A 23317-nucleotide genomic window follows, 5' to 3' on the forward strand; every position below is an offset into this window, starting at 1 on the left:
AAACGCCGCGATTCTACCGGGCTGGCCGCCACACCAACATGAGCGATATTCATGGAAAACCCGGACATGCTCTAAAAGCGCACAGGTTTGCTATCATCCCGGCCCTTCGTCATGGTCTTTTCGAGTAGTCCCAATGTCCGATCGCAGTGTTCGCCTTCAAGCTCTCAAGCACGCCCTCAAAGAGCGCATCCTGATTCTCGATGGCGGCATGGGCACGATGATCCAGAGCTACAAGCTCGAAGAGCAGGATTACCGTGGCAAACGCTTCGCCGATTGGCCGAGCGATGTCAAAGGCAACAACGACCTGTTGGTGCTGACGCGCCCGGACGTGATTGGTGGCATCGAGAAAGCCTACCTGGATGCCGGTGCCGACATCCTGGAAACCAACACCTTCAACGCCACCCGGATTTCCATGGCCGATTACGGCATGGAAGAACTGGCCTTTGAGCTGAACGTAGAAGGCGCTCGCCTGGCGCGCAAGATCGCCGATGCGAAAACCCTCGAGAACCCGGACAAACCTCGCTTCGTTGCCGGCGTACTCGGCCCGACCAGCCGTACCTGTTCGTTGTCGCCGGATGTGAACAACCCCGGCTACCGCAACGTGACCTTCGATGAACTGGTGGAAAACTACACCGAGGCCACCAAAGGCCTGATCGAAGGCGGCGCCGACCTGATCCTGATCGAAACCATTTTCGACACCCTCAACGCCAAGGCCGCGATCTTTGCCGTGCAGGGCGTGTTCGAAGAGCTGGGCATCGAATTGCCGATCATGATTTCCGGCACCATCACCGATGCCTCCGGCCGTACCTTGTCCGGGCAGACCACCGAAGCGTTCTGGAACTCCGTGGCCCACGCCAAGCCGATTTCGGTCGGCCTGAACTGCGCCCTGGGCGCCAGCGAATTGCGCCCGTACCTCGAGGAGCTGTCGAACAAGGCAGGCACCCACGTTTCCGCGCACCCGAACGCCGGCCTGCCCAACGAGTTCGGCGAGTACGACGAACTGCCGGCGCAAACCGCCAAGGTCATCGAAGAGTTCGCTCAAAGTGGCTTCCTCAACATCGTCGGCGGCTGCTGCGGCACCACACCAGGCCACATCGAAGCCATCGCCAAGGCCGTGGCCGGCTATGCGCCACGGCAGATCCCGGAAATCCCCAAGGCCTGCCGTCTCTCGGGCCTGGAGCCGTTCACCATCGATCGCAACTCGCTGTTCGTCAACGTCGGCGAGCGCACCAACATCACCGGTTCCGCCAAGTTCGCCCGGCTGATCCGTGAAGACAACTACACCGAAGCCCTGGAAGTCGCCCTGCAGCAGGTCGAGGCCGGCGCCCAGGTGATCGACATCAACATGGACGAAGGGATGCTCGATTCGAAGAAGGCCATGGTGACCTTCCTCAATCTGATTGCCGGCGAGCCGGACATCTCCCGCGTACCGATCATGATCGACTCCTCCAAGTGGGAAGTGATCGAGGCTGGCCTCAAGTGCATCCAGGGCAAGGGCATCGTCAACTCGATCAGCATGAAGGAAGGCGTCGAGCAGTTCATTCACCACGCCAAGCTGTGCAAGCGCTATGGCGCCGCCGTGGTGGTGATGGCGTTCGACGAAGCCGGCCAGGCCGACACCGAAGCGCGCAAGAAAGAGATCTGCAAGCGCTCCTACGACATTCTGGTCAATGACGTCGGCTTCCCGCCGGAAGACATCATCTTCGACCCGAACATCTTCGCCGTGGCCACCGGTATCGAAGAACACAACAACTACGCCGTGGACTTCATCAACGCCTGCGCCTACATCCGCGACGAGCTGCCGTATGCGTTGACGTCGGGCGGCGTGTCCAACGTGTCGTTCTCGTTCCGCGGCAACAACCCGGTGCGCGAGGCGATCCACTCGGTGTTCCTGCTGTACGCGATCCGCGCCGGCCTGACCATGGGCATCGTCAACGCCGGGCAACTGGAAATCTACGACCAGATCCCTGTCGAGCTGCGCGACGCCGTTGAAGACGTGATCCTCAACCGCACCCCGGAGGGCACCGACGCCCTGCTCGCCATCGCCGACAAGTACAAGGGCGACGGCAGCGTCAAGGAAGCCGAGACCGAAGAGTGGCGCAACTGGGACGTCAACAAGCGCCTGGAACACGCGCTGGTCAAGGGCATCACCACGCACATCGTCGAAGACACCGAAGAGTCGCGCCAGTCCTTCGCCCGTCCGATCGAAGTGATCGAAGGGCCGCTGATGTCCGGCATGAACATCGTCGGCGACCTGTTCGGCGCAGGCAAAATGTTCCTGCCGCAGGTGGTGAAGTCGGCTCGCGTGATGAAGCAGGCCGTGGCCCACCTGATCCCGTTCATCGAACTGGAAAAAGGCGACAAGCCGGAGGCCAAGGGCAAGATCCTCATGGCCACCGTTAAAGGCGACGTGCACGACATCGGCAAGAACATCGTCGGCGTGGTGCTGGGCTGTAACGGCTACGACATCGTCGACCTCGGCGTGATGGTGCCGGCGGAGAAAATCCTCCAGGTGGCCAAGGAACAGAAGTGCGACATCATCGGCCTGTCCGGCCTGATCACGCCGTCGCTGGATGAAATGGTCCATGTGGCTCGCGAGATGCAGCGCCAGGATTTCCACCTGCCGTTGATGATCGGTGGCGCCACCACCTCCAAGGCGCACACGGCGGTGAAGATCGAGCCCAAGTACAGCAACGATGCGGTGGTGTATGTCACTGACGCCTCCCGCGCTGTCGGCGTGGCGACCCAGTTGCTGTCCAAGGAACTGAAGGCCGGCTTCGTCGAGCGAACCCGCGAGGAATACATCGAAGTGCGCGAGCGCACTGCCAACCGCAGTGCCCGCACCGAACGCCTGAGCTACGCGGCGGCGATCGCCAAGAAGCCACAGTTCGACTGGAGCACCTACACACCGGTCAAACCGACCTTTACCGGCGCCAAGGTGCTGGACAACATCGACCTCAAGGTACTGGCCGAATACATCGACTGGACGCCGTTCTTCATTTCCTGGGACCTGGCCGGCAAGTTCCCGCGCATCCTCCAGGACGAAGTGGTCGGTGAAGCCGCGACCGCGTTGTACGCCGATGCCCAGGAAATGCTCGCCAAACTGATCGACGAGAAGCTGATCAGCGCCCGCGCGGTGTTCGGCTTCTGGCCGGCCAATCAGGTGCGCGACGACGATATCGAACTGTACGGCGATGACGGCAAGCCATTGGCCAAGTTGCATCACCTGCGTCAGCAGACCATCAAGACCGATGGCAAGCCGAACTTCTCCCTGGCTGACTTTGTTGCCCCCAAGGACAGCGAACTCACCGACTACGTGGGCGGTTTCATCACCACCGCCGGCATCGGTGCCGAAGAGGTGGCCAAGGCTTACCAGGACGCCGGCGACGATTACAACTCGATCATGGTCAAGGCGCTGGCCGACCGCCTGGCCGAGGCCTGTGCCGAGTGGCTGCACCAGCAGGTGCGTAAAGAGTACTGGGGTTACGCCAAGGACGAGACACTCGACAACGAGGCGCTGATCAAGGAGCAATACTCCGGTATCCGCCCTGCCCCAGGCTACCCGGCGTGCCCGGACCACACCGAGAAAGCCACGCTGTTCAAGCTGCTGGATCCGCAAGCGCAAGAGCTCAAGGCCGGCCGCAGCGGCGTGTTCCTCACCGAGCACTACGCGATGTTCCCGGCGGCAGCGGTCAGCGGCTGGTACTTCGCGCACCCGCAGGCACAGTATTTTGCGGTGGGCAAGATCGACAGGGATCAGGTGCAGAGCTACACCTCGCGCAAGGGTCAGGAGTTGAGCGTGACCGAGCGCTGGCTGGCGCCGAACCTCGGCTACGACGACTGATCCGGTGAGCTCTGGAGTCGAGCCTGTCGACTCCAGAGTGTTGCCAACCGAGGATCAGGTCATCGTGGCCTGCTCGGCGAGTTCACGGGACGTGAGTTCGCTCAGCAGGTTCTTGCGGTCGACCCGGTTGTCCGCTTCCAGCGTCTTGAGCGCCTGAAAATACGCCTGGTTGAACTCGGCGTACTGGTCTTCAAGGTCCGCGCATTTTTCCTGGAACTGCTGTTGCACCCGGGTGAATTCAGCCGGGTACTTTTCTTCCAGATAGTCTCTCCAGTATTTGCGCGCAATCAGTTGATCGTTGAACACCGTTGTTTGCTCCTGGGCAATGATCCGGGTATAGGCTTGATCGAGATCAGCCGCCGCCACCCCCGCCATGTTGGCGTAGAGCATGCCTTGGGGTTGATCGGGAAGGTCCAGGCGTTGTGCCAGACCGATGCGGTAGGCCAAGCGGATTTCCGCCGGATCGGTAGTCGGGCGAGCAGCGATTCTTGCGCTGGCGATCTCCTCCACTTGCGACAGGCGAAACAGCCGCCTGGACAGCTTGAGCAACTCGCGACCTTTATGCTCGGGAGCAATGGACTTCAGGGCTTCGTACTCGAACACCTCGACTTCCAGCTCGTTGAACAACAGGATTCGACCATCGCCGCAGGTCATCTGATGCCTCAGCGCTTTCGCCAGACCCATCAGGCGTTGACTCAGCGACTCGTCAGCATAGGCCGACTCAATCACGCGCCACACTCGCTGCGTCAGGCCGAGGCGATCCGTATGAAAATCCTGGGTATGGCGCAGCTGCGACAGAATGTATGAAAAATCGTGGGTAGTGTCCTGCTCCATCATGGCGCTCCACATCGCGTGCTTTTCCGAATCCGCCGCAACGCCGCGGAACCAACGCTCTTTCTGGGCCTCGTTCGATTCCTGATCAGGATGCGCGACAGCTTCACTCCACTCCGGTGACTCCGCGGACTCAAATCCCGCCAGCAGGTGATCGATATCCAGGTGAGTGAACCCCAAGCCTCGCCCGGTTTGGCGCAAGTAATCCTGCAAGCGCACAAACTCATCCGGCTCCAGCAGGTTGTCGAACAGGTTGGTGCCGCTCATGAGATCCGCGTGTTCAGGCTGAAATGCCTCCTGGGGAATGCTCGATATCTGGTTGCTCGTCAGCTCCAGGGTGGTCAGTGCGGGTGCCTCCAGCACCCCCACCGGCCAATCACGCAGGTTATTGCCACGCAGATCCAGGCCTTGCAGGCGGTCAAGACCGGTCATGTCAAATTCGCTCAAGTGATTTTCGCCCAGGTCCAGCCATTGCAGGCGCGGCAGGGAACGCAATTGGCGCTGTAGCGGCACGTTGGCGCGGATATCGGTAAAACTGGCGTTCAGGCGGGTCAATTCCTGGCACTGGGTCACAGCCTCGGGCAAGCTGCCCAGGCCGTTCTGACTGAGTGTCAGGCTGCGCACGCGCGGAAACGAACGCAAAAATCCTTCGGAATTCGACGATAGCCCGACGTCACTCAGATCCAGCTCCACAACATGATTGAAGCTGAACGGCATTGTCGGCAGATCGCCGAGGATCAGGCCGTTGAAATCCAGAGTTCCCTCGACCCCGGGAATATCCCTCAGCGTAAGCTGCCAGCTTTCCAGCAATTGGTCGGCTGCCCGGCGACGGTCCACGGCGTTCACCCACGCGCGACGCAGGCGTGAAGCCGGGGCATCGATCCATTCATTCAGGCGACCGATCAGCTGGGTCTGTTGCTGCTCCCATAGCGCCAGTCGCGCCTCAATCTCCGTCGCACCCAGGCCGCCGGCCAGCCATGCGTCGATGCGCTCGACGGCTTGGGCTTCGCCCAGTTGTGGATCAAGACGCTGCAGCCGGCCGGCGGAAGTCGGCGGCAAACTACCGTCAACTGGCGCGAGGTTCTGTGGCAACAGTAGATTGGGCTGCTCCGACACCTCGACCGGGAAAAACTCCGGATCGCCACCTGTACGACCTGCCGCCAGATGCGCCCGGGTGATGCCCATCGGCGTTTGGGACGGTGTGCGCTCAGCGAAGGCGCGCACTGCCGCCAGGGCATGCGGGCTCAGTCGGCAACCTTGCAGCAGGGTCACACCCAGCAGTCGATCATGACCGGTCAACGCCTCTACCGGGATGTCGGTGATCGCGCTGTGATTGAGGGCCAGGCGGCGCAGTCGGGGTAACGATAGCGCTCCGTTGGGCCAGCGGGTCAGGCGTGTATGTCCCAGGTACAGGCTTTGCAGGTTCGTCAGCGAACTGACGTCCAGGGCGCCTACCCGGTTATACGCCAGGTTCAGCGTCTGCAAAGAGGTCAAGCGATTGATCCGGGCCTGCGCCGTCGCCGTGATTGTCAACTCGTTGAACGAAAGGTCGAGCGCGGTCAGTTCGGACAGCGAGTCGAAGGCCTGGGGCAACTCGGTCAATCGGTTGGCGCTGAGCTCAAGGGTGCGCAGTTGCGGAAACGCTCGCAGGAAATCGTTCACCTGCGCAGCCGTCAGCCGGCTGCCGGCCAGGTTCAGACGGCGGATATGGGCAAACACTGTATCGCCCAGTGCGGGCAGATCTCCGATGGCGCCCAGGCCCGTCATGTCGAGCACGTCGATGCCTGACCTGGCAGGTGCCCATGACGGTCCTGCCACGGGTTCGTCAGGCGCGTATTGGGCGCGCAAGCTGTTGCGCGCACATTCACGAACCCTGTCGGCAATCACCTCGCGATGATGAGCCTGGACCTGCTCCCCTTCGACCCTGACCGGGGTGTTCTGCCAGGTGTCGAGCGCCAGATTCAATGCATTGCGTTGCTGGTGCAGGGCGTCGACTCGTTCGAGCAATGCCATGCCTGTCACCCCCTCGGTATTGAATCGCGCCAACGCATCAGTCGCGAAGGAATAATCCTGGGGCATCAGTAAGCCCAGCCGCGTACGACAGTAGTGCGCAACCATCTGCGCTTCATCCGCCAGATGCGCGGGGTTGTCGCGCACGTAGTTGTAAGCCTTGCGAAACGCCTGTGGCTCCAGGGCTCCCCAGTTCAATCTCAGGCCACGCCAGAGCGCTTCATGACCGGTATAGAGTTCGGCGGGCAGGTCGGGGATCGCCACGGTCTGCAAGTCCAGGACCTGGAGCATCGGCAGATCCAATACCCCGCTCGGCCAACGGGCAGGGCCTAGCAAATTCAGGGAGCGCAGGCTCGTCAGTTTGCTGAAGTCCATCGAATCCGCATCCCCCCACAGCGACAGAACCTCCAACTGCGTCATGCCCTCGATTGCTCGCAGGAACTGCGGCGCATACGCCTGCCCCAGGCCTGCAAGGTTAAGCTCGGTAACCGTGGTCCATTGCGGCACTTTCCCGGCCAGGGCGGCCGTGTCCTGCCCCTGCACCAGAATGTCGAGTTTCTTGAGCTGCGAAAACCTGCCCAGCAATGCCGGGCCCGCGTCATCGGTGAGTTGGCCGCTGTTGAGTCGCAAGGTTTTCACATGGCTGAAGTCGGCGTCCCACTCGGGTAAAGCATCCGCGCCGCGCACATCCAGTTCAAAAGCAGGGTCCTGGCCCCGATAGAGGCCGTTGCGCCAGCACCGCAGAATTCTTTCCACCTGCGACCTCCGCGCGGCTTGCCCGGCACCGGTGCCGATCCAGGCGGTCAACTGGCGGGTTAACCCTTCGAATTCCCGCTGGCGGTTATTCAGCAGGTTGAATACCTGCTGATGGCTATCCCCGGCGCTCAGGCGGCTGCTGATGAACTGAGTGGCTTGTTCATCGGAAATGTTCGGGTAGAGCACGCGAACCCGGGTAACCAACCCGGCATCGGGCAAGTCGCCGAAACCGCGACCGCTCGCCAGGTAACCGAGCTGGCCTGAAGGCAGGCGCAGGGACGGCCCCGGACCGTCGATGGGACGGTGATTGAGCACCTGCGCCATCTCCTCGCGGTGGGCGCTGGCAGAGGAGGCCAGGTCTTCACGCAAGGCCTGGGCCTGATGGCCTTGCAGGTTATCCCGGGCAGCTTGGGGCAACACCTCCACCAGCGACTCGAACAGATTGCGCCCGTGGGCGGGGATGCTGTTGAGCGCCACGCCCTGTGCATCGAACGCCCGGTAGGTATCCTGATTTTTTATCAGATAGTACCCGGGCCTTGCCGTTGCGCTGCCGACGCTGTCCAATAGCGGGCCTTGAATGAACCCTGCGCGCACTTCCACGCGCATCTGCGCGGTCCAGCCGGGCATGTGCTGCAGGCTGTGCAACGCCAAGCGGTCACTGGCCGCCGAGGCCATGCTGTCCAGGCGCAAGCCGCACAGTGTACGGTTGAGGGCGGCTTGCTGCAGATGCCGACGAATCGCCTTGGCCTGGCGCAGGGACATTTTGCCGCTACTGCGCAACCGGGACAGATCACTGGCACGGGAACCATTGAGCACGTCCTGGGCGGCCTCGGTCGACAACGTCGGAAAACTGCGCTGCAGGCGCTGGATATCGGGATTGGTCGGCGGTTCGGGAGTGTGCAGACGCTTGAACAATGACTGCCTGCGAGTCAGTGCCCGATCGGCGAGACGGTCCCTCAAAATCTGTACCCGGTCCACGCCGGGGCCTGCACTGTGAGCCCCCAGCAGTTGAATTTTTTGCTGTTCGTCGAGGGCCGCCAGAACGATATCCGGTAGCATGCCGGCGCGCACTTCAGCTCGAGTGAGCTTGATTGTCGGTCTGGCACTGTGTTGCCCCGACGTCACACCGTAGCGCTGGGAGGCGCCCCAATGTTCAGTGCCCTCGAAGACTTCCAGCACGCCCTCAACAGGCCAGTTGGGCAATTCGAGAGTCAAGGGTACGGCAAACTCGGCGGCGACGTTGAGGCGGGAACCCTGGCGCAGGCCTGAAATGAACTCATCCACCTGCTGATCGGCGCTGAACGTCGCGATGGTCTGCGCCAGACGCGGCGGCGGTATTTGGTGATCGATATGCATCTGGCGCAAGGCATCATCACTGACCCCGCTGACCTGCGAGATTTGCTGCAACTGCGCATCGGAGAAGGCCTCCATCCGTGAGCCGATGCGGCGCAACAAGGTCAGACGGTCCCATTCAAGGGGCCGCTCATCGAGATGGCGCCAGGCGCCGAGCTGGTTGTGCTGCAAGATCGGCTGGTAGGCCTCGGGATCGGTGGGATGCTTGATGCGCCATTGCTTGAGCGCCGGGTCGTAGGTTTTTTCAAAGGCATTGCCGTCGAACTTGATGTAGGTCTTGTCCCCCACTTCATATTGTCCCAGTGCGTTTGGCGTCACGCCATCCAGTGCAACGCGGCTTTTGTACGACGCCAGGTCCGGGTTCCACAGGCGCGGTTCGCCGAACGGCGTGGTAACTTTGCGCATGCCGTCAACGAAGCGCGACGCCGTAATCGGTGGCGCCTTGCTGGCCACTGCGCCCAGCACCGCCATGAAGGCCACGTTCTGCATGACCGACGTGAGGTGCCCCCAGGCCTCCTCGGCGTCGCCCTCCTTCCAGGCCTCCACCCCCTGATACACCTCACGGCCCAATTGCACCGCAGTCACCAGCAGCATCACTTCGCCAAGCCCGGGAACGAAGAACGCGCCGACGTTGAGGATGTTCAAGCCCCATTCAGCCAGGTGTTCGAGGCGTTCGATCCAGGCCTGGTGGTCAACGGCAGCCGTAGGCACCGCCAGGAGCCTGGCGTTTGACTTGATCCGCGCCAGGTGGGCTTCGTAGCGCGCACCGAATACTTCAGCGTCGATGAAGGTTTCGCTCAGGGCCAGGTTGACGTCGTCGTTCCACACCTCTTCATACATGCCGCCCTGGTAGGCTTCGGGGTTGTAGGGCGGGCCCGGCCAGACCGGATTCGGATTCCAGCGCTGGGTTTTGAGCTGGGCTTTGAGCCTGCGAAAAAACCTCGGTGACTCGTCCTGGGGAAGCAATCCGGCAATAAAACGTTGAAAGTTTCGCGAGCGCAATCGAACGGCAAAGTCTTTGGCAAATTCGGCCAGCGACGCGAATTCCTTGACCGGATGCTTCGGGTCACCCGGGATGTAGACGATGATTCGCGCCTGCGCGTCGACTGCCGCACGCCAAACGTGGACTGGCAGGAACAGCTCGGCGACATCCTCAAGGGTCGAGGTGGGCTTGCGGGACACCGGCCCCATGATCAATACATCGCTCAACGCCGAGCCCAGTGCCGTCAAATGGCTATACGCCACCGCCCGGCCATCGATCTTGGGCTCCGGGCTGCCATTGACGACCGCGAGCAAGGTCTCATACGCCGACTCACTGAGATCCGACTTCATCCGCGCGATGTGAACTTGCAGGCGCATCAGGTCTTTGTTGGCCTTGATCATCTGCTCGCGCACGGTAGCACGGGTGCTCGGCGCATCGAATACGGTGCTCAGGTGAGCCTGGTACTGCTGGCCCAGGTCCAGTTGCCGGCACAGTGTGGCGAACTCTCCAGGCTTGATCGACAGCTTGTCGCGGATCTTGTAGCGCGTACTCCAGAACGGATAGTGCTCGCGCCGATCGTAAAGCTCGTTCTGCAGTGCCCCGACGGGGGCCAGCGCACTGGTCTCCCGCAGGGCGACTTCATCAAAGGGCTCATCAAGCTCGAAGTTGCGCAACGCGGCCTGCAACAGTGTCTGTTCATCGACCTGGTTGGGCGCTCGCAGGTGAAACAGCATGGTTTTAGTCGAATTGGGGGATTGGCCAAAGGTCTTGTTCATGGCCTCTGCCAGCAACGGCTTGGCAAATTCGGTGATGCCCTTGAAGTCCTTGAGGGTCTTGGCCAGTACCTGGGTAGAGCTGTTGCTGCGCAACTGACTGTCATACAGCGCCAGGCGCAGCGCGGGCGACGCCCCGGCGTAGAACTGCGGATGGTTCCTGGCGAATGCCTCGGCCGGATCCCTGGCCCGGGTGAGGTTGTCGATATGGGTGGGTGCGAGGTGTCGGGTCCAGTCGGGCAGGCGTTTCTTGATGAACGGAACATGAAATCCATGATCCATGGGCGGGGAAAGCTCGGGCATGACGTGCATCCTGATCACTGTGGTTGAAGGATCAGGAAATCACGGCCATTGGAGGGCATGGCGGTACATAGTTATGCAGGGCAACCGGGCTCATTCACCCACAGGGTTGTTTGACTATGCTTACAGATCATATCTGCATGGCGAGGGGTATATGGACGACGACAACACCAACAACAAGCCGCCAACCTTCTGGCAAATGGTGCACAGCGTGATGGCTGCGGCATTCGGGGTGCAGAGCGGGAAAAACCGCGCGCGGGACTTTACCCACGGCAAGCCGAGTCACTTCGTGATCCTGGGAATACTGTTCACCACCGTGTTCGCCCTGACGCTGTTTGCCATCGTCAAGCTGGTGCTGTACCTCGCAGGCATCTGAGCCCGCAGTCCGGCATTGCTGCGCAACAAATATTGCTTACGGATAACCGGTCCGCAGTCGGCGCTGGCGGCCCGACCACGGCCCGGGCGCTAACGGTTATTGATGGCTGACCCAGAAAACGGCAGTGCCCACGACCAGGATGATCAGGAACAAAATGGCCCAGGCATCCACCGTGCTATCGGGTTTTGAAGCTTTGGAAGGGTTGCTCATTGCATCGCCTCTTGTCGGTTTTATCGGTGATTGCATAAAGACTCGATCACAGTAAAGACGACGATTGCCCGCACCACAAACAGGGGCTTTGCAACAACGATTCTCATTAGTCCTTTTGGTTCTTTACATATACTCAAACATCACTTTTGCGCATAACCGCAAACTGGTATCTTGCCCCGGCTCCATTAGGAGTGCGCGGCCGTGCGCGCAGAATTGCAGAGGCTCTTGGACTGCGGCAAGCAAAAAACGCAGCTGTATCCGAGCGACCCAAGCCTGAGAACAGGACTTATATGTACGTATACGACGAATACGATCAGCGGATCATCGAGGACCGCGTCAAGCAGTTCCGTGATCAGACCCGACGCTATCTGGCAGGCGAGCTGAGCGAAGAAGAATTCCGCCCCCTGCGCCTGCAAAATGGCCTGTATATCCAGCGCTTCGCGCCGATGTTGCGGGTGGCGGTGCCTTACGGCCAACTGACTTCGCGCCAGATGCGAATGATGGCCAGGATTGCCCGTGACTACGACAAGGGCTACGCCCACATCAGTACCCGGCAGAACGTGCAGTTCAACTGGCCGGCGGTGGAAGACATCCCGGACATCCTGGCTGAACTGGCCACCGTGCAGATGCACGCGATCCAGACCAGCGGCAACTGCCTGCGCAACGTCACCACTGACCAGTTCGCCGGTGTCGCTGCCGACGAGTTGATCGACCCGCGCCCGTGGTGCGAAATCGTCCGCCAGTGGACCACCTTCCACCCGGAATTCGCCTACCTGCCGCGCAAATTCAAGATCGCCGTCAACGGTTCGACCTCCGACCGTGCCGCCATCGAAGTCCATGACATTGGCCTGGAGCCGGTACACAACGCCGCGGGCGAGCTGGGCTTCCGCGTGCTGGTCGGCGGTGGCCTGGGCCGTACGCCGGTGGTGGGCGCGTTCATCAATGAATTCTTGCCGTGGCAAGACCTGTTGAGCTACCTCGACGCCATCCTGCGGGTCTACAACCGCTATGGCCGTCGCGACAACAAGTACAAGGCGCGGATCAAGATCCTGGTGAAGGCGCTGACCCCTGAGGTCTTCGCCCAGAAAGTCGACGCGGAAATGGAGCACCTGCGCGGTGGCCAGACCACGCTGACCGAAGCCGAAGTGCAGCGCGTCGCCAAACACTTCGTCGACCCGGACTACAAGGCGCTGGACAACCAGAGCGCCGCCCTGGCCGAGCTCGACCAGCAGCACCCGGGCTTCGCCCGTTGGCGCGTGCGCAACACCCTGGCCCACAAGAAGCCGGGCTACGTGGCCGTGACCCTGTCCCTGAAGCCGACCGGCGTTGCACCGGGCGACATCACCGACAAGCAGCTCGACGCCGTGGCCGACCTGGCCGAGCGTTACAGCTTCGGTCAACTGCGCACCTCTCACGAGCAGAACATCATCCTGGCCGACGTCGAGCAGGACAAGCTGTTCACCCTGTGGGGCGAGCTGCGCGAACAAGGTTTCGCCACGCCGAACATCGGCCTGCTGACCGACATCATCTGCTGCCCGGGCGGCGATTTCTGCTCCCTGGCCAACGCCAAGTCGATCCCGATCGCCGAATCGATCCAGCGCCGCTTCGACGACCTGGACTACCTGTTCGACATCGGTGAACTGGACCTGAACATCTCCGGCTGCATGAACGCCTGTGGTCACCACCACGTCGGCCACATCGGCATTCTCGGGGTGGACAAGAAAGGCGAAGAGTTCTACCAGGTGTCCCTAGGCGGCAGCGCCAGCCGCGACGCCAGCCTGGGCAAGATCCTCGGCCCGTCCTTCGCCCAGGAAGCCATGCCTGACGTGATCGAGAAGCTGATCGACGTGTACATCGAACAACGTACCGAAGACGAGCGCTTCATCGACACCTACCAGCGTATTGGCATCGACCTCTTCAAGGAGCGCGTCTATGCAGCGAATAATTAAGAACAACGAAGTCGTCGACGAAACCTGGCACCTGCTGCCCAAGGATTTCAGCATCGACGAGATCACCAATTGCGACGACTACATTGTCCCGCTGCAGTTGTGGCGTGAGCACGGCCGTATGCTCCTGGCCCGCGACGGTGGCCTGGGTGTGTGGCTCGATGCCGATGAAGAAGCCGAAGAGATCGGTGAAGACGTGGCCAACTTCCAGGTCATCGCCCTGAACTTCCCGGCCTTCACCGATGGCCGCAACTACTCCAACGCCCGCCTGCTGCGTGACCGCTACGGTTTCAAAGGCGAACTGCGGGCCATTGGCGACGTGCTGCGCGACCAGTTGTTCTACCTGCACCGCTGCGGTTTCGATGCGTTCGCGATTCGCGCCGACAAGGATCCGTACGAAGCCTTGGAAGGTCTCAAGGACTTCTCGGTGACCTATCAGGCCGCCACTGACGAACCGCTGCCGCTGTTCCGTCGTCGCTGATCGGCAAGCCTTGAATCCCATACGGGGTTCAAGGCTCCCTCCCTTGGCTCTGACATCACAATCCTTTTAAAGGCCTGCGCGCTGTTCCAGCGACGTGAAAGCCACCCATGGATTTTCAAGTCGCCCACCCGCCGCGGTCAATCGACCCCATACTGCGCCTGAAGCATCTGCCGCTTCCATAAGTCCCCAGACTCGCATCTGAAGCGACGGATAACCGACATGAAAATCGGGGGTCAGGCTCAACCTGTTTATCGCGCTCAAAAACCGCGTACCAGAGGGCTTTTCTGCCAGCCGCTGCCAAAGCGCTTGCCTGGATTGTTTCAGCGGTTCCTCGCAGCCGCGTAGCCACACAATCGGCTGTCCATAGTCAACGCCTGGCTCGTTCAGCCATAAATTGATCCCCGTTTGCTCACGATGACTGATCAGTCGCCGGAGGGTGTCCTCGTCCGTCAGTGGATTGCCCCCCAGCAGCACACGATCCACCGAGACAGCCTGATTCATCACCGCGGGAGGAACCCGGACAATGCGGTTATCACGCAAATCCAGTGAGACCATATAGGGTTCATCCCTGATGCCGATCGGGCACCGGGTAATCCGGGTGTTACTCAAGTTCAGCCACCGCAGGTCGTTCATCCCGAGCAGCACGGGAGGTACGCTCAATGGGTTGTCACTCAGGTCCAGCGTGTGAAGACTGACCAACCCGCTCAGCCGCGACGCCGTCTCTTGGGTGAACACAAGGCCGGTGCCCTTGAGACTGAGCGACCTGAGATGAATCAGGCTCAACAGGGTCGTCGGCAGAACAGTCTGCCCATTCCCCTCGGCGTCGAATTCGATCAGATCGGCATGTTCGAGATCCAAGGTCTGCAGATTCGGAAAACACTCCAGGAACCCATTCAGGGATTCACGCTCGGCCACATGCAAGTGTGGCATCGACAGCTCGACGACATCGTTGAACCGGACGTTCATAACCGGTAATCGGTGATAGTTCTCGAAGCCCATGTGGAGCTTTATTCCCACAAACTGTTCACCTGAATAGACGAGCTGGTCTGGCGATGCACGCCCTTGCCAAATTGCGGTCAGTTCAGCGGCCAACTCGATCCTGGTTTCCCGCTCGTAGTCCATGGTGTTTTCAACCAGCTCGGCGTTATGTGCTTCGATCTGCTCATCGGTCATCCCCTGCGCCTCGTCATCAGTGTCGATGAGGAAGGGAAAGTCCATGTCCTCAATGTCTTGAACCACCTGATCGATCCAGCCTCTCAAGTCAGTGTTGAGCTGCTGTAACTGCTGTTTCAGCAGATCGATGTGCGCCTGTGCATCACCACCTGCACGCTGGAGCAGTCCATCGGCCTCAGCATCCGAGAAATCCGGATAGATCTCCCTAACCTGTAACCTCATCATTTCATGCGTCAGCGCTGCTGCCTGCGGCGTACCGGGGAAGCCGCCGCCACGTAGTCCTTGCGCCTCGAATGGCAGACCAGAATCCATCCTGTGCAGTCCGAGTAACAACTCCGCTCGGGGCAATGCCCGCTCGCTGATTTTGTGCCGTAATACCAAGGCCGGATCAATCGGGGAAAGTTGCAACGCCTCGCGCTCGTCCCCGGAAAGGACATCGAGCAGCGCCGCATAAAAATCCACTTGCCCGATGCTTCCCTGGTAATGGCCGGCCACCTTGATCAGTCGTCGAACGTTGGGAGCGTCAAGCGCACCACTGCGATCCACAATCGGGCCGATGAGGGAGTTCTCGCGCACTTCAATCCGAATGTTCTTGGGCCATCCTGGCAGGTTTTTCAGCGAATGCAGGGCCAGCGTGTCCGCTTGCGCACTGACCTGCGAACGCAGGTACAAGCCTTCATAGGCACGATTGAGCCGCACATGCTGTTGGTACTGCCGGGCCTTTTGGTCCAGATGCTTGAATACTTGCCGGACACGGGCAGCTTCCACGGGGCTCTGGATGTCCACGCCGTAGCGGTCGAGCATTTGCTCGATGGTACTTTTTGGAAGTCCCGGATATTGGCGTTGCAACAGCCGGACCCATTCATGACCGGATTCTTGCAATGCTGCGTAACGACTGTTGAACAATTCGGCTTGTCCGTCCTGCCCAAGCGCCTGATCGAGCTTAAAGCGGCTGATCGTATCGGCCAGTAGCGGCGATGGCGGTCGCCCAGTGTGCATCAGGCGCAGCATGTCGTCATCGACCGTGCTGACTTTTCCGATCTGCACCAATACCTCATCGCTGAACGAGGCCACCGAGGGACCGATACCGCGCATCAGCTGCAGTCGTGACATCCCCGCTTCTGCTTTCACCCCGTCTTCCACAGGCGGTACCACAGGGCCAGGCTCACGAGGTATCAGTGCGCCGGTATCAACCCGCTCAACACTGTCCTGCGCCCCGGCGCCCGCCAGCGGCAGCGCGTTGAGCAAACCAAACACCAAGCGTGTTACGCCCTCCTTTCGCTGACTGGACGTTTCACCGTTTACGGCCTCGTCCAACCCGTAGCCGGCATCGATCAGCCCAGCCAGCGCCAACAAACCTTCCCCTCCCGGTACAAACAAGGCCAGAGGCCCGAACCGGTTGACCCACTGTACGAGCGGCTCGACCACGGCGCTCAGATTGTCGCGATTGACCTGTGCGTCGTCACGGATGGTTATGACACTGTCCCGTGCAGCCTGCTTCATCGTCAGTACCAGCTGTGCGTACGGATCGGTGGTTAGGGCCTGATCGTCGAAGCCGATGTAGGCGGCGGGGTCCCAATAACCGTCATTATTGAAGAAGCCGGCATTGTTGGTCAGCCAATGCTTTTTCGGGTAAATCGCCATGCCGTCCAGAGCGGTCAGCACACCCGCATGGAAAGTACCGTCCTGACGGTCATCTTCGGAAAAGTGCGTCGCCAGGGCCTGCTTCGTGTCCTCGGCGGCGCCCTGTTTCACCATCCATTTGTGCAGCTGCGAGACGTTGGTGAACTCATGCAGCGGCGAAGAATTGCCCGGGATGTACACCAGCACCCGGTCACTGGCCGCATCGCGAAACATCCAGATATCGGTCGCGGTATAGCGATAAAGCTTCAGACGGCTGGCCGTGACCTTCGGCGGCATTCGGGTGGGAGCTTTCAGCTGTTCGAGCGTCAGGGTTTCCCAAGGCTGATCCGCTGGCAAACCGGCTGCCTGCATCGCCAGGGCAAGGCCCTTTTCGCTCAAGCGCCGTTCATGACGCTGCAACCAGGCCATCATGACGAATGCGGTTTTGGTCGATGTTCTCAAAGGGTAAGGACTGGCAGCAGCAATCACTTCGTTCGACGGCCAGGCTTGATCTAGATAGGTTTTGTAAAGCTCCTGCAGGTCCAGCTCCCACACCCATCGTTTGAAATCCGCCGGTCTCACATCGATCTGGGTCAGCGGACCATAGGTTTGTGGAACCGTTTGCCGATAAATGCCTTCATACGTCTGATGATTGCCGCTGCCATGGTTGGCGAATTCATCGACGTTCTCGACAATCCGCACGCAAGGCCCGATGTCCGGTTGCGTGTACAGACCCAAGGCCGTTTCAGCAAAACGTCCATCTTCAACGGTCTGGTAATTGGCAAGCAGCGCTTGCAGCAGCGATTGCGAACGCGCCACTTGCCCCTGTTCGATACCGTCCTGTGCGGGATGGCCCTGGTAGTGGTAATCGAGCGTCACCAGCAAGGCAGTCTGCGGATCGATGTTCGTCCCCCACTTTTCTTTGATCGAGTGCTCGCCAAACTGGCCGGGGGATTGTGGCAGTGCGATGTCCACGATGTTTTTCAGTTCATCGCGCATGTGCAGAGACAGCACCGGGCAAGGGCCGGCAACATCGTGAGGAAGTTCATTCATGGTGCATTCCGTTGCAGTCATTTCCGGACCACCACTCTACTCGACCCACTCCCCGGAAAAAGTCGGAGCGATTGACAGTGACGATCGGAAATTTCGCTGTTTGAGCACGGAAAGCGGAGCGTTCTGAAGGGCAAAAAAAATGAAACCGTGGCGGTTACCACGGTTTCATTTGTTTGAAGCGCTGAAAGTTACCAGAAGCGTTGCTGGGTCAACCGGCTCCACCAACTCAGCAGCAGGCGATCAACCGAACCGCTGGCCGCCATGCCGATGCGTTCCGGCAGGCTTTTGCGTTCGGCATAGTGCAAGTGGTAAAGCTCTGATTTTTTCGCCCGCTCGGCGAGGTACTCATCACTGGTCTTGAGCTCGTCCACCAGTTGCTTGTCCAACGCCGCGATGCCGAGCCAGATTTCACCCGTAGCCACTTCGTCAATGGCCAGTTGCGGGCGATAACGCGAGACAAAGTTCTTGAACAACTGATGGGTGATGTCCAGGTCTTCCTGGAACTTTTCCCGGCCCTTCTCGGTATTTTCGCCAAACACGGTCAGGGTTCGTTTGTATTCACCGGCGGTGAGGACTTCGAAATCGATGTCGTGTTTTTTCAGCAGGCGATTGACGTTGGGCAGCTGCGCCACCACGCCGATCGAGCCAAGGATGGCGAACGGCGCGCTGATGATCTTCTCGCCGATGCACGCCATCATGTAGCCGCCGCTGGCCGCGACCTTGTCGATGCACACGGTCAATGGCACGCCGGCCTCACGGATACGCGCCAGTTGCGAAGACGCCAGGCCGTAGCTGTGCACCATGCCGCCACCGCTCTCCAGGCGCAGCACCACTTCGTCCTTGGGTGTTGCCAGGGTCAGCAGCGCGGTGATTTCGTGGCGCAAGCTTTCAGTGGCCGAGGCCTTGATGTCGCCGTTGAAGTCCAGCACGAATACCCGGGGTTTGGCGTCGGGCTGCTTCTTCTGTTTTTTCTCGGTCTTGGCCTGGGTCTTGCGCAAGGCCTTGAGCTGGTCCTTGTCGAGCAAGGTTTGCTCCAGGCGTTCGCGCAACCCTTTGTAGAAATCATTGAGTTTGCTGACCTGCAGCTGGCCGGCGGATTTGCGTCGACCTTTGCTGCGCAAGGCCGCAAAGCTGGCCAGGACCACCAGTATGGCGATCACCAGGGTCACGGTCTTGGCCAGGAAAACGGCGTACTCGGACAAAAACTCCACAGGGACTCCTTAAACGTTGCGCGGCATGCAAGCGCGCGGGATACCACCAGCATACCCATGCGCAGCCCCTGCTACCAGCCGTGAAACCTCTGGAAACAGGCCTGTAACAGGCATTTCAAACAAGCGTATGTTTTTTCATTGACAGCTCACCGTCATCCCCATAACCTCGCCAAACCTTCAACGTACCGGGATGACGCGGACGTGGGCAGTATCTACTTGATTCGACATGGCCAGGCCTCCTTTGGTGCAGACGACTATGACGTCCTGTCGCCCACCGGTATCCGCCAGGCAGAAATCCTCGGTCGGCACCTGGCCGAACTGGGTATCAGCTTCGATCGGTGCCTGTCGGGCGACCTGCGCCGCCAGCAACATACGGCCAATAGCGCGCTCGAACAATACGCCGCCGTGGGCCTGCCGGTGCCGATCCTGGAGACCGATAGCGCGTTCAATGAATTCGACGCCGACGCGGTGATCCGCGCGCTGTTGCCTGCCATGTTGCCGGATGAGCCGCAAGCGCTGAACATCCTGCGCAACGCCGCACAGAACCGTGGCGAGTTCCAGCGCATCTTTGCCCTGATCATCGAACGCTGGCTCGCCGGCACCTACGACACGCCGGGCCTGGAAAGCTGGCTGGGTTTTGTCGAACGCGTGCAGTCCGGACTGCAGCGCATCCTCGAACAGGCCGACAACACCCAGAAAATCGCCGTGTTCACGTCCGGCGGCACCATCACCGCCCTGCTCCACCTCATTACGCAAATGCCGGCAAAACAGGCTTTTGAATTGAACTGGCAAATCGTCAACACCTCGCTCAACCACCTGAAATTCCGTGGTCGCGAGGTGGCCCTGGCTTCCTTCAACAGTCATGCGCACCTGCAACTGTTGAAGGCCCCGGAACTCATCACGTTTCGCTGAGTCCGGACTATTGTGACCCTGGCTGTAACCACCCTGCTCTAATTACCAAAAAAGGATCAAACCATGACCTCCGTAGCAGATGCCGTACAAGCAATGAAAGCCAAGTTCAACCCAGCCGCTGCTGCCGGTCTGGACCTGGTCTTCGGTTTCCGCATCGACGAAGACAAGCACTTTTCGCTCGTCGTCAAGGACAGCACCTGCGAGCTGCAAGAAGGCGAAAACCCTGACGCCCAGGTGACCCTGGTGATGGACGCCGAAACCCTGCAAGGCATCGTCAGCGGCGAGACCGACGGCATGCAAGCGTTCATGGGCGGCAAGCTGCGCGCTGAAGGCGACATGATGCTGGCGATGAAACTGTCCGAGCTGTTCCCGGCCTAAGCGCGTCGCTTGCGGCTTGCGCAAGCGACCCTGGCTGCAAACGAATCCCGCCCCTTGTGGCGGGATTCGTCGTTTTACTCGCCTGAAAACGGCTGCCTGCGGATTTGCCGTCTATATTCCTTTTGGCCGCATGCGGCTGCTTTCAGCTGTTTGCCCTCAACTCACGTTGCGCGGAGCACTGACATGAGCCCACCTGAGGACCACAACGGCGTCAACCGCCGCCACGTACTCCAAGGCCTGTCCGCAGGCGCCGTTGGTGCCTGGATCAGCCCGCTGTTCGCAGGGAGTAAAACCATGCCAGACAACCCCGCCGACCTCATTCTCTACAACGGACGCCTGCACACCGTCGATCGCAAGAAACCCCAGGCCAGTGCCGTCGCGATCAAGGACGGGCGCTTCGTGGTGGTCGGCAGCGACGCCCAGGCCATGGCCCTGCAAGGCCCCGGCACGCAAGTCATCGACCTGCACGGGCGCACGGTGATTCCCGGCCTCAATGACTCACACTTGCACCTGATCCGTGGCGGCCTCAATTACAACCTCGAACTGCGCTGGGAAGGCGTACCGTCGCTGGTCGATGCGCTGCGCATGCTCAAGGACCAGGCTGACCGCACGCCAACGCCGCAGTGGGTACGGGTGGTCGGTGGCTGGAACGAATTCCAGTTCGCCGAAAAGCGCCTGCCCACCCTCGACGAACTGAACAAGGCCGCGCCCGACACGCCGGTGTTCGTCCTGCACCTGTACGACCGTGCGCTGCTCAACCGCGCCGCGTTGAAAGTGGTGGGTTATACCCGGGATACACCGAACCCGCCGGGTGGCGAAATCCAGCGCGATGCCAACGGCGATCCGACCGGCATGTTGATCGCCCGGCCCAACGCCATGATCCTGTATTCAACCCTGGCCAAGGGGCCAAAGCTGCCGCTGGAGCATCAGGTCAACTCCACCCGGCAATTCATGCGCGAACTCAATCGCCTGGGGGTCACCAGCGCGATCGACGCGGGCGGTGGTTATCAGAATTACCCGGACGACTATCAGGTCATTCAGCAATTGGCCAAGGATCGGCAACTGACCGTGCGCATCGCCTACAACCTGTTCACTCAGCGCCCCAAGGAAGAACTGACCGATTTCAAGAACTGGACCAGTACCTCACGCTACGGCCAGGGTGACGATTTCCTGCGGCACAACGGTGCCGGGGAAATGCTGGTGTTCTCGGCAGCAGACTTTGAAGACTTTCTTGAGCCGCGCCCGGACCTGCCGTCCACCCTGGAGCAGGACCTGGAGCCGGTGGTCCGGCACCTGGTCGAGCAACGCTGGCCATTTCGCCTGCATGCCACCTACAACGAATCCATCAGCCGTATGCTCGATGTGTTCGAGAAGGTCAACCGCGACATTCCGTTTGACGGCTTACCGTGGTTCTTCGACCATGCCGAAACCATCACGCCGCAGAACATCGAGCGGGTCAAGGCGCTGGGTGGCGGTATCGCCATCCAGGATCGCATGGCCTTCCAGGGCGAGTATTTCGTAGATCGCTATGGCGCCAAGGCGGCCGAACATACGCCGCCCATTGCCCGCATGCTCGCCGAGGGTGTGCCGGTAGGCGCCGGCACGGATGCGACGCGGGTGTCGAGCTACAACCCGTGGACGTCGCTGTACTGGCTGGTCAGCGGCCGTACCGTCGGCGGCCTGGCGCTGTATCCACAAGGCTTGAGCCGTGACACCGCACTCGAGCTGTTCACCCATGGCAGCGCCTGGTTCTCGTCCGAGCAAGGCAAGAAGGGCCAGATCAAGGTCGGGCAACTGGCGGACCTGATCGCGCTGTCGGCCGACTATTTCCATATGGAGGTCGAGGGCATCAAGGGTATCGAATCGGTGCTGACCCTTGTCGATGGCAAGGTGGTCTACGCCAGTAACGAGTTCGAAAAACTCGGCCCCCCGCCCATCCCGGTGGTGCCCGAGTGGTCGCCCGTGGCCAAGGTGCCCGGTCACTGGAAGCCATCGGCAGCGCTGACGGCTCAGGTTCATCAATGCGTCGGGGCTTGCGCGGTGCATGCGCACAGTCACGAACGGGCGCGCTTGTCGAATGCGCCGGTCAGTGACTTTCGCGGGTTCTGGGGGGCGTTTGGCTGCTCCTGTTTCGCGTTTTGACCTGAAAAAGCAAAAGATCGTCCGAGGACTGGGGCCGCGTTCGGACGATCTTTTGATTTGCCTTACAATGCCAGCACTTCCCGCACTGGCCGCCCCATGGACATCGACCTCGCCCGCACCTTCCTGGAAATCGTCCGCCACGGCAGCCTTGCCGCAGCCGCCGAGAAACTCCACGTCACCCAGACCGCGATTACCGCGCGGGTACAGAAGCTGGAAAGTCACCTGGGCAGCACGCTGTTCGTACGCAACCGTGCAGGCGCCCGCCTGACGCCCAATGGCGAGGCTTTCGTGATCTATGCCAATCAACTGGTAGAAACCTGGGAGGCCGCGCGCCGGGACTTGCCCTTGCCCGAAGGGTTCCACGACGTCCTGCACATCGGTGGCGAGGTCAGCCTGTGCAATCCGTTGATGCTCAGGTGGGCCGGCGTACTGCGCGACAGGATTCCCGGCCATGCGCTGCGCATGGAAATCCGCGACGGCGAAAACCTGCTGCGCCAACTGGAGCTTGGGGTGCTCGACGCGGCGCTGGTCTATCAGCCCGAATACTGGCCGCGCCTGCAGGTCGAGCAGATTCTCGAAGAAAAACTCATCCTCGTGCGCCACCCCGAACGCCCCGAACCCTACGTGTACATCGACTGGGGCCAGCACTTCCGGCGCCAGCACGACGCCGCCCTGCCGGAAAAGGCCAAGGCGGCGCTCAGTTTCAACCTTGGCCCCCTGGGTTTGCAGTACATCCTCGAACACGGTGGCAGCGGCTACTTCCGCACCCGGGTGGTCCAGAGCTACCTGGAAAACGGCATGCTGGAGCCCGTACCCAAGGCCCCGGAATTCAGCTACCCGACCTACCTGGTGTACTCCCGCGACCGCGACTCGGCAGCACTGCAGCGGGCCTTCGATCTGCTGCGCGAGGTGATCAAGGGCGATGACGACTGGTCACAACGCTGGAATCCGTTGACCTGAATC

11 protein-coding genes are annotated in these 23317 nt (G+C 60.6%); 8 read left to right on the forward strand and 3 right to left on the reverse strand.

Annotated elements, in window-relative coordinates; translation table 11 throughout:
* Positions 1 to 133: 133 nt before the first annotated feature.
* Positions 134 to 3844, forward strand: a complete 3711-nt coding sequence (gene metH, locus OH720_RS18870; RefSeq protein ID WP_272602420.1) for a methionine synthase — start codon at positions 134 to 136, stop codon at positions 3842 to 3844.
* 54 nt (positions 3845 to 3898) lie between these two features.
* On the opposite strand, the gene OH720_RS18875 is transcribed toward metH, so the two are convergent.
* Positions 3899 to 10852: an NEL-type E3 ubiquitin ligase domain-containing protein gene (locus OH720_RS18875; RefSeq protein ID WP_272602421.1), complete on the reverse strand. Its 6954-nt coding sequence runs from the start codon at positions 10850 to 10852 to the stop codon at positions 3899 to 3901.
* A gap of 151 nt (positions 10853 to 11003) precedes the next feature.
* On the opposite strand from OH720_RS18875, the gene OH720_RS18880 reads away from it, so the two are divergent.
* From OH720_RS18880 to OH720_RS18890, 3 genes are all read left to right on the forward strand, one after another.
* The gene (locus OH720_RS18880; protein WP_008059251.1) at positions 11004 to 11225 is read left to right on the forward strand and encodes a DUF2970 domain-containing protein; all 222 of its coding nucleotides are present in this window, start codon (positions 11004 to 11006) and stop codon (positions 11223 to 11225) included.
* Positions 11226 to 11725: 500 nt separating this feature from the next.
* Entirely contained in the window at positions 11726 to 13384 is a 1659-nt protein-coding gene (locus OH720_RS18885) for a nitrite/sulfite reductase (RefSeq protein WP_272602422.1), read from the forward strand.
* On the forward strand, positions 13368 to 13862 hold the full coding sequence (locus OH720_RS18890; RefSeq protein WP_272602423.1) for a DUF934 domain-containing protein: 495 nt from the start codon (positions 13368 to 13370) through the stop codon (positions 13860 to 13862). The genes OH720_RS18885 and OH720_RS18890 overlap by 17 nt, the downstream gene beginning before the upstream one ends.
* Positions 13863 to 13928: 66 nt before the next feature.
* Here OH720_RS18890 and OH720_RS18895 read toward each other — a convergent pair whose 3' ends face one another.
* Positions 13929 to 17711: a dermonecrotic toxin domain-containing protein gene (locus OH720_RS18895; RefSeq protein WP_272602424.1), complete on the reverse strand. Its 3783-nt coding sequence runs from the start codon at positions 17709 to 17711 to the stop codon at positions 13929 to 13931.
* 188 nt (positions 17712 to 17899) lie between these two features.
* Complete coding sequence (gene sohB / locus OH720_RS18900) at positions 17900 to 18922, reverse strand: protease SohB (RefSeq protein WP_008059244.1); 1023 nt, start codon at positions 18920 to 18922, stop codon at positions 17900 to 17902.
* 201 nt (positions 18923 to 19123) lie between these two features.
* Here sohB and OH720_RS18905 point away from each other — a divergent pair, with 201 nt between their 5' ends.
* The 4 genes from OH720_RS18905 (at position 19124) to OH720_RS18920 (ending at position 23314) form a co-directional block, all read left to right on the forward strand.
* Positions 19124 to 19834 (forward strand): histidine phosphatase family protein, encoded by a 711-nt coding sequence (locus OH720_RS18905; RefSeq protein ID WP_272602425.1) that lies wholly within the window; start codon positions 19124 to 19126, stop codon positions 19832 to 19834.
* Positions 19835 to 19897: 63 nt separating this feature from the next.
* A complete protein-coding gene (locus tag OH720_RS18910) occupies positions 19898 to 20212 on the forward strand; it encodes an SCP2 sterol-binding domain-containing protein (RefSeq protein ID WP_272602426.1) in 315 nt (104 codons plus the stop codon).
* 294 nt (positions 20213 to 20506) lie between these two features.
* Positions 20507 to 22354, forward strand: coding sequence for an amidohydrolase (locus tag OH720_RS18915; protein WP_272606486.1), 1848 nt, complete (start codon positions 20507 to 20509; stop codon positions 22352 to 22354).
* A 96-nt stretch (positions 22355 to 22450) separates the two neighbouring features.
* Positions 22451 to 23314, forward strand: a complete 864-nt coding sequence (locus tag OH720_RS18920; protein ID WP_272602427.1) for a LysR family transcriptional regulator — start codon at positions 22451 to 22453, stop codon at positions 23312 to 23314.
* Positions 23315 to 23317 lie beyond the last annotated feature (3 nt).

The organism is Pseudomonas sp. WJP1 (assembly GCF_028471945.1).
Lineage (GTDB): Bacteria > Pseudomonadota > Gammaproteobacteria > Pseudomonadales > Pseudomonadaceae > Aquipseudomonas.

What these genes read in the sequence shown, in the direction of transcription:
- metH (WP_272602420.1), top strand. Translation starts at nt 134, where the DNA reads ATGTCCGATCGCAGTGTTCGCCTTCAAGCTCTCAAGCACGCCCTCAAA.
- OH720_RS18875 (WP_272602421.1), bottom strand. Translation starts at nt 10,852, where the DNA reads ATGCCCGAGCTTTCCCCGCCCATGGATCATGGATTTCATGTTCCGTTC.
- OH720_RS18880 (WP_008059251.1), top strand. Translation starts at nt 11,004, where the DNA reads ATGGACGACGACAACACCAACAACAAGCCGCCAACCTTCTGGCAAATG.
- OH720_RS18885 (WP_272602422.1), top strand. Translation starts at nt 11,726, where the DNA reads ATGTACGTATACGACGAATACGATCAGCGGATCATCGAGGACCGCGTC.
- OH720_RS18890 (WP_272602423.1), top strand. Translation starts at nt 13,368, where the DNA reads ATGCAGCGAATAATTAAGAACAACGAAGTCGTCGACGAAACCTGGCAC.
- OH720_RS18895 (WP_272602424.1), bottom strand. Translation starts at nt 17,711, where the DNA reads ATGAATGAACTTCCTCACGATGTTGCCGGCCCTTGCCCGGTGCTGTCT.
- OH720_RS18910 (WP_272602426.1), top strand. Translation starts at nt 19,898, where the DNA reads ATGACCTCCGTAGCAGATGCCGTACAAGCAATGAAAGCCAAGTTCAAC.
- OH720_RS18915 (WP_272606486.1), top strand. Translation starts at nt 20,507, where the DNA reads ATGCCAGACAACCCCGCCGACCTCATTCTCTACAACGGACGCCTGCAC.
- OH720_RS18920 (WP_272602427.1), top strand. Translation starts at nt 22,451, where the DNA reads ATGGACATCGACCTCGCCCGCACCTTCCTGGAAATCGTCCGCCACGGC.